Origin of the sequence: Nocardia sp. NBC_01009 (genome assembly GCF_045208035.1) — a bacterium.
Taxonomy (GTDB): Bacteria; Actinomycetota; Actinomycetes; order Mycobacteriales; family Mycobacteriaceae; genus Nocardia.
The window spans coordinates 8,061,674-8,074,821 of record NZ_CP108695.1 but is presented as its reverse complement, the minus strand read 5'-3'; the positions used below and the strand labels follow the sequence as shown (position 1 = coordinate 8,074,821).

Below are 13,148 nucleotides of genomic sequence, written 5' to 3'. Positions count from 1 at the left end.
ATCGCGTCGTACACCGCCGTTGTTGCCAGGTGTGCAGTACATAAGCCCGAAAGCGCGCAATTGCCCGCCGCGGTGTGGCGGCAAGATTCGACGCACGCAGTTGTGTGCTGGAAACGCGGACATACGTACTCGCGAGATAGCCTGCTTAGGTGGCATCGAACCTGGAGCGAAATCTCTCCTACGTGGAGGAATCCGTCGTGGAAGACGAGGTTCTCGTCAGTGCGCGCGAACGGGCCACCGAGCTCGGTGCTTCGCCGGTCGCACCGTCGGTGGGGGCGCTGCTGAGTATGTACGCGCAATTGCTCGGCGCGCGGACGGTCGTCGAGGTGGGCACCGGCGCGGGTATCAGTGGGTTGTGGCTGCTGGACGGTATGCGTGAGGACGGGACGCTGACCACCATCGATTCCGAGCCGGAACACCAGCGCGCCGCCAAGGAAGCGTTCCGGACGGCCGAGATCCTGCCCGCCCGCACCAGGCTCATCAACGGTCGTGCCCTCGATGTACTGCCTCGCCTCGCCGACGGCGCCTACGACCTGGTTTTCATCGACGCGGCCCCGCTCGAGCATCCGCAGTATGTCGTCCAGGCTGTGCGGTTGCTGCGCGCAGGCGGCGCCATTCTGCTCCACAATGCGCTGCTGGGCGGTCGCGTTCCCGATGCCACCCACCGCGACCCCGCCACCCAGGCTGTGCGTGCCGCCACGCGTGCGATCGCCGAGGACCCCGAGCTCACCAGTGTGCTCATCCCGGTCGGCGACGGCCTGCTCTGTGCTTCACGCGGCTAGTTTCCGCGGGCCCGGCTAGCGGGCGGGGGGTCTGCTGCGGGTGCCCGTTGTATTGGTGGGCGAGGACGCGGGCGCGCGGCCAGTGCGCGGCGATCGCGGTGAGTTGGTCGACCTCGTCGAGTAGATCGCGGGCCGGGGGCAGGCGCAGCGCGCCCACCCCGACTGCGGAGACGCCACGTTGCTTCGCGGTGCACGCCATGGCGAGGCACACGGCAAGGTCGAAGGCCTCGCGTTCGGGACCGGGCGGCGTCCCGTCGGCCACGGCCGCCGCCAGCCGCGGCGGATTCGGCATCGCGTACTGCGCGAGGGTCCGCACACCCGCGTGATCGCGCCTGGCCCGCCTGATCATGCCCCCAATCCTCGGGCCTGCTGTGGCGGATGTCCAGCGGCGTCGCAATGAGATTCGGCCGTCTGCGTCGTTCGTGCATCACTGCGCCGAAAGGTCCGGGTGCTCGGCTGGGCCGTTCGTATCCTGAATAGGTCGGGTAGTGGGAACGGCCCCAGAGAGGCCCGTCGCCATTGCCTGGTGCCATTCATGAGGCGGGAGGGGTACGAATGCGCCACAAGAGGTCGGCCTCGGATATCGGGGAGGCAGCCGCGGCGCAGGTGGCCGAGTCGCTCGGATTCGAGCGCGTCGAGGCCACCGGTCACCGCGAGCATCAACAGCGAGCGGTGCTGGATTACGTCAGCGGCGACGTGCATTCGGACTCCGTCGAGAAGCTGTGGGGCACACCGCTCGACGACGAGGTGCTCGCCGTGGTCCGTGCGGTCTCTGTGCACGCCCTGTGGGTCGGACTGCTCAGCGCCGGCCTGGGCGCGTCGGCGGCCGCGGCGGCGCTGGTTCGACTGACCGAGGTGGCCGAGCGCGGCATGATCACCGGCGAGTCCCGGGATGCGGACCGAGTCGGCTAGACCCACACGCCCTTGCCCACGGTGACGACGCCCCCGTGGCTCACCGCGAAGCGTTCGCGGTCGCGATCCAGATCGACGCCGATGATTTCGCCCTCGCCGACCACCACGTTCTTGTCCAGGATGGCGCGGCGCACGACCGCGCCGCGACCGACGCGCACACCGGGCATCAGGACGCTGCCCTCAATGGTTGCGCCGTCATCGACCATCACATTGGAGCTGAGCACCGAGTTGCGGACAGTGGCGGCCGAGAGAATGCAGCCGGAGCCGATGATGCACTCCTGCGCCAGACCGCCTTGCGCGAACTTCGCGGGCGGCAGGTTCTCGGCGGCGCCGCGGATCGGCCAGTGCTTGTTGTAGAGGTTGAACACCGGATGCACCGACACCAGATCCATATGCGCCTCGTAGAAGGCATCGATGGTGCCGACATCGCGCCAGTAGCCACGGTCGCGGTCGGTGGCGCCGGGGACATCGTTGTCCGCGAAGTCGTAGACGGCGGCCTCGCTCGCAGCGACCAGCGAGGGAATGATGTCGCCGCCCATATCGTGGTCGGAGTCGGAATTATCGGCGTCCGCGCGGATCGAATCAACCAGCACCTTGGTGGTGAACACGTAATTGCCCATGGAGGCGAAGGTCATGTTCGGGTCGTCGGGGGTGCCGGGCGGATGCGCGGGCTTCTCCAGGAACTGGGTGATCCGGCCGGACTCGTCGGAGTCGATGCAGCCGAACGCGCTTGCCTCGCTGCGCGGCACCCGGATGCCGGCCACGGTGACGCCTGCGCCGGAATCGATATGTGCGGCAAGCATTTGCTCCGGGTCCATCCGGTACACGTGGTCGGCACCGAACACCACGATGTAGTCGGGGTCCTCGTCGTAGATCAGGTTCAGCGACTGCATAATCGCGTCGGCGCTGCCGGTGTACCAGCGTGGACCGAGGCGCTGCTGAGCCGGGACCGGGGTGATGTATTCGCCAGCAAAGCCTGATAGTCGCCAGGTCTGCGAGATATGCCGGTCCAGCGAGTGCGACTTGTACTGCGTGAGCACACACAGTCGCAGAAAACCCGCATTGACCAGGTTGCTGAGGACGAAGTCGATGAGTCGGTAGGCACCCCCGAAAGGAACGGCAGGCTTTGCCCGGTCCGCGGTGAGTGGAAACAGGCGCTTGCCCTCGCCACCGGCGAGCACGATCCCGAGTACGTGCGGCTGGCTCCTCACACCTGCCAAACTACCGCGCCGCGCGCGCGAGAGTGGCCCCCTGCGACCTGAGCGTCTAGTTTGAACCGGTGAGTTTCGGCACGGAGGGCGCGCGCTCGGCGGCAGGATCCGGGCAGGAGCGAACCGACCACGGCCTTGCGCAGGACCGGCTTCGGGTCGCGATGTTGACGCGCGAGTACCCGCCGGAGGTGTACGGCGGTGCGGGCGTGCACGTCACTCAGTTGGCCGCACAATTGCGGCAGTTGTGCGAAGTGACCGTGCACTGCATGGGCGTGCCGCGCACCGAAGCGGTGGTGCACCAACCGGATCCGATGCTCTACGCCGCCAATGCCGCATTGCAGATGATGTCGGCCCAGCTGCGGATGGCCGACGCCGCAGGGCAGGTGGACGTGGTGCATTCGCACACCTGGTACACCGGGCTCGCCGGGCATCTCGCCGCCACGCTGTACGGGATACCGCACGTGGTGACCGCTCATTCGCTGGAGCCGCGCAGGCCGTGGAAGGCCGAACAGCTCGGCGGCGGCTACCGGCTCTCGTCGTGGTCGGAACGCAATGCGGTCGAACATGCCGACGCCATCATCGCGGTGAGCGAGGGCATGCGCCACGACGTGCTCGACGCCTATCCGGCGATAGACCCGGATCGGGTTCATGTGGTGCACAACGGCATCGACGCCGCGGTCTGGCATCCCGGACCGCCCGCGACCGGTTCCCCGTCGATCCTGACCGAGCTGGGGGTGCGTACCGACCGGCCGATCGCGGCCTTCGTCGGCCGGATCACCCGGCAGAAGGGCGTCGGGCATCTGCTCGCCGCGGCACGGGATTTCGATCCGGAAATCCAGCTGGTGTTGTGTGCGGGCGCAGCCGACACCAGGGAGCTGGAAGCAGAGGTGTCCGCGGCCGTCGCCGAGTTGCAGCACAACCGCGGCAATGTGTTCTGGGTGCGCGAGATGCTGCCCACCGAGCAGATCCGGCAGATACTCGCGGCCGCGACGGTCTTCGTCTGTCCTTCGGTGTACGAGCCGCTCGGCATCGTGAACCTGGAGGCGATGGCATGCGCGACGGCGGTGGTCGCCTCCAACGTCGGCGGCATCCCCGAGGTCGTCGCCGATGGTGCGACCGGACGACTGGTGCACTATGACCCGAGCACCACGCCGGATTACGAGCGGGCTTTGGCAGCGGCCGTGAACGAGGTCGCGGGCGATCCGGTTCTCGCCGCGGAATTCGGCGCTGCCGGCCGCGCGCGGGCGATCGCCGAATTCGACTGGCTCCAGATCGCCGCCCGCACGGTCGAGGTCTACGAGCAGGTCCGCAAATCGTGAGGCACGGCTAGCCAAGCGGTTTGCGGTAGCTGGACACTAGAACGGACGCGGTGACCTCAACGGTCTCGGGCATGGCAGCGATGCGCGGGTCGTCGGCGTGGTCGGCATGGTGACCGGACGGGCCCATCGCGACCACATTGGCCACGTCGGCCCGATCGAGTTTCATCGAGTACTCGACGAGCGTGCGGTCGATCGCATCGAAATGGCCGGACATGGCCGCGCCGAGCCTACGATCCTTGTCCGGGTCCACCGTCAGCATGCCGAGTGGCTCGATCAACTCGGCCAGATGGCGTTCGGTGGGGGTGGCGACAACAAAACTGCCGTCCACGGCGAGCACTCGGGCGACCTCACCGGGATTGCGTGGCGCGAATACCGAGAGCACCCGGCTCAGCGCGCCGTCCCGGATCGGCAGTCCGCGCCAGGCGTCGGCAAGCACCGATGCGGCGCGCGGATGCGCACGAGCGTTGCGCCGAGCCGCGGGCTTGGCCACGTCCAGCGCGACCCCGCGGGCGTCCGGCGCGCCGTCGAGCACACCGGCAAGGTAATAGCCGGTGCCTGCGCCGACCTCCAGCACTGTGCCGGACGTCGAACCGATCGCCGCGGCGACCGCAACGGCGATCGGCGCGAAATGTCCCTTACCTTGAAATGCGGCACGCGCGTCGAGCATTGCCGAGGTATCACCGGTCATCTTGGTCGACGCGCCGGTCAACAGACTGACGTAACCCTGCCGGGCTATGTCGAAGCTGTGCCCGACTCCGCAGCGCAGCACTCGATCCTGCGGCTCGAATCCGAGACCGCATTCGGGGCAGGCCAATAGACCGGCCACATCAGCAAGCGCCGAGCGACTAGCTGGTGACACTCTTCAATTCGTCACCAAGCGCTGCTGCCTCATCCGGCGTGAGCTCTACGACCAAACGCCCGCCACCCTCGAGTGGAACCCGCATGACGATTCCACGCCCTTCCTTGGTTGCCTCGAGGGGACCGTCCCCGGTGCGGGGCTTCATGGCCGCCATCCTCTGCTCCCTCCAGATCTGCGCGGTATGCTGCGCACTTTCTTGGAACTCCAGTTGTCACCAACCAGTGAGCTCGCCGGCATTTGGCGAGCTACACCCGTCCTATTCTTCCCTATCGCTCTTGTGGACGGATACCTGAGTTCGAAATGTGACCGCTCGGCCTGTGTTGGACAGGTCACCATCGACCCAGCAATCGGCCAGGTGATCGTCGACCATTCCGGTCGCCTGCATCAGTGCGTAGGCGGTTGTCGGGCCGACGAAACGGAACCCGCGTCGCTTCAATTCTTTTGCCAGAGCTACAGATTCGGTGGTGATCGCGGGCACATCGGCGACCTGCCGCGGGCGCGGGCGCGGCGGCGGTGCGAACGACCAGATCAACTCGTCGAGACCGATATCGAGGTCGAGGGCCACGCGCGCGTTGGCGATGGCGGCGACGATCTTGGACCGGTTGCGCACGATGCCGGGGTCGGCGAGCAACCGCGCCACATCGTCGTCGCCGAACGCGGCGACCTTACTGATCTCGAACCCGGCGAATGCGGTCCGGAAGGCAGGCCGTTTGCGCAGGATGGTGATCCACGAGAGCCCCGATTGAAACGCTTCGAGGCAGACCCGTTCGAACATCGCGTCCGCGCCGTGCAGCGGCCTGCCCCATTCGTGATCGTGGTAGTCACGGTAGAGCTGGGAGGCCTCCGACCATGGGCAGCGGATCATGCCGTCGCCTGCCGTATCGCCACCGGCACTCACTTCGACTCCGGTGTGACCGAAACCTGCCGCGGGAGGCTGCGCGCCTCCGCAAGCTGCATCTGCAACTCATCGATCCTGGCGGCCAGCCTGGTCAACGCCCAGTCCACCTCACCAGCCTTGTAGCCGCGCACCACCTGCTGAAAGCGCAACGCCCGCACATCCGCTCCGGAGATCCCCTCCACCGGAAGCACGGTCGCCGTCGTCCCCTCCGGCAACGGTCCGAGCTCCTCCGACCGTCCGAACACCGCACTGGCGACAAGAAATAGCACCGCGGCGACCAAGCCGACGATCAGCACATACAACAGCAGCGTGAGCATGCCACCGAGCTTATTGGCACCCCCCGACAGCGGTCACATCTCGTCCCGCGGAAATCAGCCGTCGAGATCGCGGAAGACCGTGAGTCCGAGCTGATCGTTGCTCGGGTTCGTGGCAGGAACTACAGGTGCCGGGTGGTGTCGATGCCGAGAGACATGCCCGCAAGGCCGCGGCGGCGGACGGCGAGCTTGTCGGCGACGTCGAGCAGCGCCTTGCCTGCCGCGCTCTCCGGGGCGCTGAGCACGATGGGGATGCCTTCGTCGCCCGCTTCCCGCACCGCCTGTTCGATCGGGATCTGACCGAGCAGTGGGACATCGGCGCCGACGGCGCGGGTGAGCCGATCGGAAACGACCTGGCCGCCGCCGGAGCCGTAGAGCTCCATCCGGCTGCCGTCGGGCAGGTCGAGCCAGGACATGTTTTCGATGACGCCCGCGATGCGCTGCCGGGTCTGCAGTGCGATGGCGCCAGCGCGCTCGGCGACCTCCGCGGCGGCGATCTGCGGGGTGGTGACGACCAAGATCTCGGCGCCGGGAATGAGCTGGGCGATGGAGATGGCGATATCGCCGGTGCCGGGCGGCAGGTCGAGCAGCAGCACGTCCAGATCGCCCCAGAACACGTCGGCGAGGAACTGTTGCAGCGCGCGGTGCAACATCGGGCCGCGCCACACCACAGGCGTGTTGCCCTGGGTGAATTGTGCGATCGAGATCATCTTCACGCCGTGGGCCTGCGGCGGCATGATCATTCGCTCGACCTGGGTCGGGCGGGCGTCGGTGCCGAGCATGCGCGGGATGGAGTGGCCGTAGATGTCCGCGTCCAGCACGCCGACCGAGAGGCCGCGCGCGGCCATGGCGGCCGCGAGATTGACCGTGACACTGGACTTTCCGACGCCGCCCTTGCCGGAGGCGACCGCATACACGCGGGTGAGCGAGCCGGGCTGGGCGAACGGGATCACCGGATCGGCCGAGTCGCCGCGCAGCTGCTTGCGCAGGTTGGTGCGCTGCTCGTCGTTCATCACATCGAGCTCGACCGTGATGGCGCCGACGCCGGCGACGTCGGCCACCGCCTTGGTGACCCGCTGCGTGATCTCGGTGCGCAGCGGGCAACCCGCGGTCGTCAAGAAGATCTCGATGTGGACATTGCTGTCCGCGCCGATCGCAATGCTCTTCACCATGCCGAGTTCGGTGATCGGCTTGCGGATCTCCGGGTCGTCGACCTTCGCGAGGGCTCCCCGCACATCCGCTTCCGTTACCACTGACATGGCAGTAATTTTACGTTGCGTCAGATCCGCGGCAGCTGTCCGGGCTGTGGTGCGACGCCGCTGCTGTAGGAAGTCGCCCACGCCATGACGTTGGCGACGTAGGCCATCGAGTTGTTGTAGCGCAGGATCGCCCGGGACTGCTGAGCGAGATCGTGCATGTTCAATCCGCCGTCGCAGAGGTACTTTCCTGTGGTCAGCGCCGCGTCGAAGAGGTTCTGCGGGTCGGCGATGCCGTCACCGTTGCCGTCGGCGGCGTAATGCTTCCACGTCTCCGGCAGAAATTGCATCGGCCCGATGGCGCGGTCGTAGCCGGCCAGGCCGTCCAGAGTGCCGCCGTCGGAATCGTGGATGACATTGTTGCCCGACAGGCTGCCGTCGAGCACCGGTCCGTAGACGGGTGTCAACGGGTTGCCGTCCGCATCGGCCTTGCCGCCGAAGGCATGGGTGGATTCGACGCGGCCGATTCCGGCAAGCAGGTACCAGGGCATCCCGCAGGCGGGATTCTCGGCGGCGAGGGTGTGTTCGGCGGATTGATACGCGGCGATAGCGACGCCGGGGACGCCCAGCGGACCCGGGGGCATGGCGGCGGGTTGTCTACCATCCGGCAGCGCAACGGTTTTCACGACGGGAGGCGTGGCATGCGCCTGCCTGGCCATGGTGTGAGCGACGAAGTCGGCCGTCGCTGGTGGTTCGGCGACGGCCACGGATCTGGGAACGTGGTCGTCTTGTTCGTTCCCCGACAGGTGTTCCAAGACCGACGCCGCGGTCTCATCTGCAAGGCCCACATTGGACGCGGCAGCCACTGCCACGAGCCCAGCGGGAACCAATCCTGTCAATGCGATAACAGAGCTACGTCTTACGTTGGCAGTTGGTGGTTTTCGGTGACGCCCCACTGTGCGGTGACCCTCCAATTGACTCGATGACGAGCCCTTCGTGATGGACGAAGTTGAGGGTACCGCATTCGAGATCTTTTTGTTACTACTTCGTGACCTGCTCTGGTGTTTGGTCTCAGCCCTGTGACGGCAGCGGGATCACGATGCCGAACGGCAACGTGATGCCCGGCTGTGGAGTTGTCGTCGGGGCAGCGGCGGCCGGGGCGGGTTCAGCAGGGCCCGACTCCGGTGTGCTGGCGACCCCCGGCTCCTCGGTCGGCTGGACCTGCTGTGTTTCGACAGGCGATTGCGCAGGCGCCTGCTCGTTCGGAGCGGATTGCGCAGGCGCCTGTTCGTTCGGAGCGGCGCCCGGCTGCGTGCACGAGGCGGGCAGTTGTGGCGGCGTCGGGTGCTCGGGGTCGACCGGTTCGCCCGCAGCGTTCGGTTCGCCCGCCGTGCCGTAGGTCTGTCCCGGCGCGACCGGGGCAGGCACCGGTTGACCGGGGATCGGAATCGGGATCGGTATCTGGATCGACATCGGGATCGGTATCTGGAACGGCATCGGGATCGGCGCCGTGACCACCGGCGGGTCGCACGGATTCACGGGCTTGGGCGGTGCCGGGCAGAAGATGCCGCACGGGATCGGCGGCAGCCCCGGGATGGTGATCATCACCTGGGTCGGCGCCGCCGGGGTGACGGTGGTCGACGCGGTCGGCGGGTGCTCGGCAGCCGTGGACGGCGCGACCGAATTGACGGCCAGCATGTCCGGTCCCGCCTGGATCGGCGCGGTGCCCGGCGGAATCAAACCGGGGGAGATGCTCACCTGGCTCGGTGTGCCACCGGTGCGGTAGGCCGCCGACCAGCTCAGCACATTGGCCGCGTAGGCCATCGAGTTGTTGTAGCGCAGCACCGAGCGCAGTTCCTGCGCCGGGTCGTGCAGGTTCAAGCCGCCGGAGCAGAGATATTTGCCCGCGGCGAGTGCGGCGTCGAAAACGTTGTGCGGGTCGGCGACTCCGTCACCATTGCCGTCGGCGGCGTACAGCCTCCAGGTGCCGGGTAGGAACTGCATCGGGCCGATGGCGCGCACCGCGCTGCCGTCGGCGGCCCTGACCACCTCGTTGCCGGGCAGAGTCCCGTCGAGTGCGGGCCCGAAAATGGGGGTGACAGTAGTGCCCGCGGCGTCGGTGCGCCCACTGCTCGCGTGCGCCGATTCGATCCGGCCGATGCCTGCGAGCAGGCTCCAGGACAGACCGCACCCGGGCATCGAGGATTCCAGGGCCAGTTCGGCATTGCGGTAGGCCGCGAGCACCACTTCCGGAATTCCGAGAGCGCCGCCCGTCCTGGGCAGCGCGATATCGTGCAGCGGAACGGAGCCCGCGAACATCGGCAATCCATCGGCGGACGGAGTCATTGCTCGAAGTTTGCGTGGTGCATCCGGAGTGACCGGAAGCAGACCGACTGTCCTGGACAATGGCGCATCGGCGCCCGCCGCGCTGCTGCCCACCGCAGGACCTCTGGACGCCGCGAGCAAAGCCTCCGGCGCTTTGGGTGGCGTGGTCGATTGGGTGGTGTGTGTTGCCGATCCAGCAGAGACAAGACCCGCGACCACGAGGGCCGACACGGTTATCGGAGCAGATATTCGCATTCGGCCACACCAATCCTCTACGTCGTGAGAGCATGCCTGTCCGGTGGGGCGCGGTTCGGGCGAAGGCCCGACTCGCGCATCCCCTGCCCGTCCGCTCGGGACAACGTGCTCCAGGTTACCCACCAGTCAGGTGAGTTGTTGAGCATTTCCGGTCAATCATGAGCTAGTGGCGGCCATTCCGGGCCCTGCGTCGGCTTTCGGCCGGAGCTCTTCTTGCGATTCGCCTTTGCGGGTTTTTCAGCCTGCGTGACTCGATCCGAAGACCCCGCAGCGGCTTCGATGCGATCGAGCACTTCACGCATTTCGTCCAACTCCCGACGCAGATAATCGCGGGTGGCCACTTCACCGACCGCGATGCGCAATGCCGCGAGTTCGCGGGCGAGGAATTCGGTGTCCGCTTTGGTCTGTGCGGCGCGAGTTCGGTCCTCCTCCAACGACACTCGGTCGCGGTTGTCCTGCCGGTTCTGGGCAAGCAGGATCAGCGGCGCCGCGTAGGCGGCCTGGGTGGAGAACGCCAGATTGAGCAGGATGAACGGATACGGGTCCCAGCGCAGCGCGATCACGAACACGTTCAACGCAATCCAGACGATCACGAGGATGGTCTGCATTGCCAGGTATCGTCCGGTGCCGAGGAATCGGGCGACCCGCTCGCTGCTGCGCGCCAATGCCTCGGCGTCCCAATCGATGCGGAACCTGGATTCGACCGGCGTTTCGAGGCGTTGGCGCGCTGAACTCGGGCCGGCCCGGCCGCTCGTGGATTTGTCACTCATGTCCGGGTACTCCCACGTGCGATTCTTCCTGGTCGCGCCAGTCTTCCGGCAGCAGGTGATCGAGGACATCGTCGACGCTCACCGCGCCGAGCAGATGATTCTGGGCGTCCACCACCGGCCCGCAGACCAGGTTGTAGGTGGCGAAATAGCGCGTTACCGCACCGAGCGGGACATCGGGCCGCAGTGGGGCGAGGTCGGTGTCCAGGATGCCGCCGACCAGATGCGCGGGCGGTTCGCGCAGCAGTTGCTGAATGTGCACGCAACCCAGGTAGCGGCCGGTCGGGGTGGCCGTCGGCGGGCGGACCACGAACACCATCGAGGCGAGTGCGGGCGTCAGGTCCGGATTGCGGACCCGGGCAAGCGCTTCGGCGACCGTGGTCGCCGGGGTCAGGATGATCGGCTTCGGTGTCATCAGACCGCCAGCGGTGTCGGGGGAGTGTTCCAGCAACCTACGTACCGGCTCGGACTCCTCCGGATCCATCAGCGCGAGCAGCGATTCGCGCTCCCCGGTGGACAGCTCGCCGAGCAGGTCGGCGGCGTCGTCGGGGTCCATGGCCTCCAGCACGTCGGCGGCCCTGCGTACCTCCAGGTGTCCGAGCAGTTCGACCTGGTCGTCGTCGGGCATTTCCTGCACGACGTCGGCGAGCCGTTCGTCGTCGAGCGCCTCGGCGACCTCGATGCGCCGCTTCTCCGGAAGTTCCCGAAGCAGGTGTGCGACGTCGGCGGGTCGCATGCCCTCGAACTGGGCGAGCAATTGGGTGACGTCCTGGCCCGGCCTGCCGACCTCGTAGGGGGTCAGGCCGCTGACCTGTGTCCAATCCACCACGTGCACGGTGCGGCGGCGGCCGATGCGCCGGTGCCCGCGCACCGCGACCCTGGTCACCACCCAGTCCCGGGTCCTGGTCTGCTCGATCCCGAGATCGGCGACGAAGACGTCGACCTCGGCGAGGTCGGGCAGACCAGGATCGTGCACGCGCACCGTGGAATCCACGATTTGGGCGATCGCGAGCAGTTCGCCGGGCCGCGGCGCGAATCGGCGCAGGCTGACCGTGCCGGTATTGAGCGTCACCACACCGGGCTCGATCGCGGTGACCCGCAGCATCGGCACGAAAATCCGCCGCCGGGTCGGCAATTCGACGACCAGGCCATGGATGCGCGGCTGTTGGCCGTCGTACCGGATGGCCACGACGACGTCGCGGATGCGGCCGATAGACTCGCCGTCCGGGCCGAGCACCACCAGGCCGGCCAGCCTGGCGACGTACACCCTGGTTGCTGCCATGGCTGCCAGGCTAGATGTTCGCGGGCGGGTGTACCCGCCACGCCACGATCGACGGGAGTGATCATGAAGCCGCGCCGTTCGGTGCTTGCCTGTCCGGGCAGCAACCCGAAAATGATCGAGAAGGCCAAGGGCCTGCCCGTGGACGAGGTGTTTCTCGATCTCGAGGACGCGGTCGCGCCGGTGGCCAAGGCCGCCGCCCGCGCGAATATCGTGGCGGCGCTGAACGAACCGGGCTGGGGTGCGCAGCTGCGGGTGGTGCGAGTCAACGACTGGACCACCGAATGGACCTACGCCGACGTCATCACCGTCGTCGAGGGGGCAGGCGCGGCGCTGGATGCGATCCTGCTGCCGAAGGTCACCGACGCCGGTCAGGTCAGGGCCCTCGATCTGCTGCTCACCCAGCTGGAGAAGGCCAGCGGACTCGAGGTCGGCCGCATCGGCATCGAACCGCAGATCGAAAATGCGTTGGGGCTGCGCAATATCGACGAGATCGCCACCGCGAGCGAGCGGGTGCAGACGCTGGTCTTCGGCCCCGCCGATTTCATGGCGAGCATCAACATGCGCACCCTGGTGGTCGGCGAACAGCCCGAGGGTTACGACACCGGTGACGCCTACCACCACATCCTGATGACCATCCTGCTCGCGGCCCGCGCGCACGGTCTGCAGGCGATCGATGGCCCGTACCTGCAGATCCGCGACGTCGATGGGTTCCGAAGGGCAGCGGCACGCACCGCGGCGCTCGGCTTCGACGGCAAATGGGTGCTGCATCCCGGCCAAATCGACGCCGCCAACGAGATTTTCAGCCCGCGTCAGACCGATTACGACCGCGCCGAGCAGATTTTGGACGCCTACGCCTTCCATACCTCCGCGGCGGGCGGAGCGCGTGGGGCGGTCATGCTCGGTGACGAGATGATCGATGAGGCGAGCGCGAAAATGGCGCAGGTGATCGCCGACAAGGGCCGGGCCGCGGGAATGCAGCGTTCGTCTCAATGACGGGCAGCGGGGCGTTTCACACCACCGAACGATCA

At 67.2% G+C, this 13,148-nt stretch carries 15 protein-coding genes; 4 read left to right on the top strand and 11 right to left on the bottom strand.

Going from position 1 to position 13,148, the window contains the following annotated elements; all coding sequences use genetic code 11:
* Positions 1-149 precede the first annotated feature (149 nt).
* Entirely contained in the window at positions 150-782 is a 633-nt protein-coding gene (locus tag OHA42_RS36520) for an O-methyltransferase (RefSeq protein ID WP_406232778.1), read from the top strand.
* Here OHA42_RS36520 and OHA42_RS36515 read toward each other — a convergent pair.
* Entirely contained in the window at positions 739-1,131 is a 393-nt protein-coding gene (locus OHA42_RS36515) for a hypothetical protein (RefSeq protein WP_406232777.1), read from the bottom strand. The two genes, OHA42_RS36520 and OHA42_RS36515, sit on opposite strands and share 44 nt — an antisense overlap.
* Before the next feature lie 206 nt (positions 1,132-1,337).
* On the opposite strand from OHA42_RS36515, the gene OHA42_RS36510 reads away from it, so the two are divergent.
* Positions 1,338-1,694, top strand: a complete 357-nt coding sequence (locus OHA42_RS36510; RefSeq protein WP_406232776.1) for a hypothetical protein — start codon at positions 1,338-1,340, stop codon at positions 1,692-1,694.
* Here OHA42_RS36510 and glgC read toward each other — a convergent pair.
* Positions 1,691-2,905 (bottom strand): glucose-1-phosphate adenylyltransferase, encoded by a 1,215-nt coding sequence (glgC, locus tag OHA42_RS36505; protein WP_406232774.1) that lies wholly within the window; start codon positions 2,903-2,905, stop codon positions 1,691-1,693. The genes OHA42_RS36510 and glgC overlap by 4 nt on opposite strands.
* A 161-nt stretch (positions 2,906-3,066) precedes the next feature.
* On the opposite strand from glgC, the gene glgA reads away from it, so the two are divergent.
* On the top strand, positions 3,067-4,224 hold the full coding sequence (glgA, locus tag OHA42_RS36500) for a glycogen synthase (RefSeq protein WP_406239852.1): 1,158 nt from the start codon (positions 3,067-3,069) through the stop codon (positions 4,222-4,224).
* Between the two features lie 7 nt (positions 4,225-4,231).
* On the opposite strand, the gene OHA42_RS36495 is transcribed toward glgA, so the two are convergent.
* The 9 genes from OHA42_RS36495 to OHA42_RS36455 all read right to left on the bottom strand — a co-directional run bounded on the left by OHA42_RS36495 (position 4,232) and on the right by OHA42_RS36455 (position 12,120).
* Complete coding sequence (locus OHA42_RS36495; protein ID WP_406232772.1) at positions 4,232-5,083, bottom strand: putative RNA methyltransferase; 852 nt, start codon at positions 5,081-5,083, stop codon at positions 4,232-4,234.
* A complete protein-coding gene (locus OHA42_RS36490) occupies positions 5,070-5,237 on the bottom strand; it encodes a DUF3117 domain-containing protein (protein WP_011211259.1) in 168 nt (55 codons plus the stop codon). The genes OHA42_RS36495 and OHA42_RS36490 overlap by 14 nt, the downstream gene beginning before the upstream one ends.
* A 102-nt stretch (positions 5,238-5,339) precedes the next feature.
* Entirely contained in the window at positions 5,340-5,948 is a 609-nt protein-coding gene (locus tag OHA42_RS36485) for a DNA-3-methyladenine glycosylase I (protein ID WP_406239850.1), read from the bottom strand.
* A gap of 29 nt (positions 5,949-5,977) precedes the next feature.
* A complete protein-coding gene (locus OHA42_RS36480) occupies positions 5,978-6,298 on the bottom strand; it encodes a DivIVA domain-containing protein (protein WP_406232770.1) in 321 nt (106 codons plus the stop codon).
* Positions 6,299-6,417: 119 nt separating this feature from the next.
* Positions 6,418-7,554 carry an Mrp/NBP35 family ATP-binding protein gene (locus OHA42_RS36475; RefSeq protein ID WP_406232768.1) on the bottom strand — a complete coding sequence of 379 codons (1,137 nt, stop codon included), beginning with the start codon at positions 7,552-7,554 and terminating at the stop codon, positions 6,418-6,420.
* 20 nt (positions 7,555-7,574) lie between these two features.
* On the bottom strand, positions 7,575-8,447 hold the full coding sequence (locus tag OHA42_RS36470) for a lytic transglycosylase domain-containing protein (RefSeq protein WP_406232767.1): 873 nt from the start codon (positions 8,445-8,447) through the stop codon (positions 7,575-7,577).
* A gap of 115 nt (positions 8,448-8,562) precedes the next feature.
* On the bottom strand, positions 8,563-9,930 hold the full coding sequence (locus OHA42_RS36465) for a lytic murein transglycosylase (protein ID WP_406232765.1): 1,368 nt from the start codon (positions 9,928-9,930) through the stop codon (positions 8,563-8,565).
* A 293-nt stretch (positions 9,931-10,223) separates the two neighbouring features.
* A complete protein-coding gene (locus tag OHA42_RS36460) occupies positions 10,224-10,841 on the bottom strand; it encodes a DUF1003 domain-containing protein (RefSeq protein WP_406232764.1) in 618 nt (205 codons plus the stop codon).
* Positions 10,834-12,120 (bottom strand): magnesium transporter MgtE N-terminal domain-containing protein, encoded by a 1,287-nt coding sequence (locus OHA42_RS36455; RefSeq protein ID WP_406232762.1) that lies wholly within the window; start codon positions 12,118-12,120, stop codon positions 10,834-10,836. The genes OHA42_RS36460 and OHA42_RS36455 overlap by 8 nt, the downstream gene beginning before the upstream one ends.
* Before the next feature lie 63 nt (positions 12,121-12,183).
* On the opposite strand from OHA42_RS36455, the gene OHA42_RS36450 reads away from it, so the two are divergent.
* Positions 12,184-13,113, top strand: a complete 930-nt coding sequence (locus OHA42_RS36450) for a CoA ester lyase (RefSeq protein WP_328405645.1) — start codon at positions 12,184-12,186, stop codon at positions 13,111-13,113.
* Positions 13,114-13,148 lie beyond the last annotated feature (35 nt).

Excerpts from the sequence above, each read along its gene's own strand:
- OHA42_RS36455 (WP_406232762.1), bottom strand. The coding sequence starts at position 12,120 with ATGGCAGCAACCAGGGTGTACGTCGCCAGGCTGGCCGGCCTGGTGGTG.
- OHA42_RS36475 (WP_406232768.1), bottom strand. The coding sequence starts at position 7,554 with ATGTCAGTGGTAACGGAAGCGGATGTGCGGGGAGCCCTCGCGAAGGTC.
- OHA42_RS36515 (WP_406232777.1), bottom strand. The coding sequence starts at position 1,131 with ATGATCAGGCGGGCCAGGCGCGATCACGCGGGTGTGCGGACCCTCGCG.
- OHA42_RS36450 (WP_328405645.1), top strand. The coding sequence starts at position 12,184 with ATGAAGCCGCGCCGTTCGGTGCTTGCCTGTCCGGGCAGCAACCCGAAA.
- OHA42_RS36460 (WP_406232764.1), bottom strand. The coding sequence starts at position 10,841 with ATGAGTGACAAATCCACGAGCGGCCGGGCCGGCCCGAGTTCAGCGCGC.
- OHA42_RS36485 (WP_406239850.1), bottom strand. The coding sequence starts at position 5,948 with ATGATCCGCTGCCCATGGTCGGAGGCCTCCCAGCTCTACCGTGACTAC.
- OHA42_RS36480 (WP_406232770.1), bottom strand. The coding sequence starts at position 6,298 with ATGCTCACGCTGCTGTTGTATGTGCTGATCGTCGGCTTGGTCGCCGCG.
- OHA42_RS36510 (WP_406232776.1), top strand. The coding sequence starts at position 1,338 with ATGCGCCACAAGAGGTCGGCCTCGGATATCGGGGAGGCAGCCGCGGCG.
- OHA42_RS36490 (WP_011211259.1), bottom strand. The coding sequence starts at position 5,237 with ATGGCGGCCATGAAGCCCCGCACCGGGGACGGTCCCCTCGAGGCAACC.
- glgA (WP_406239852.1), top strand. The coding sequence starts at position 3,067 with ATGTTGACGCGCGAGTACCCGCCGGAGGTGTACGGCGGTGCGGGCGTG.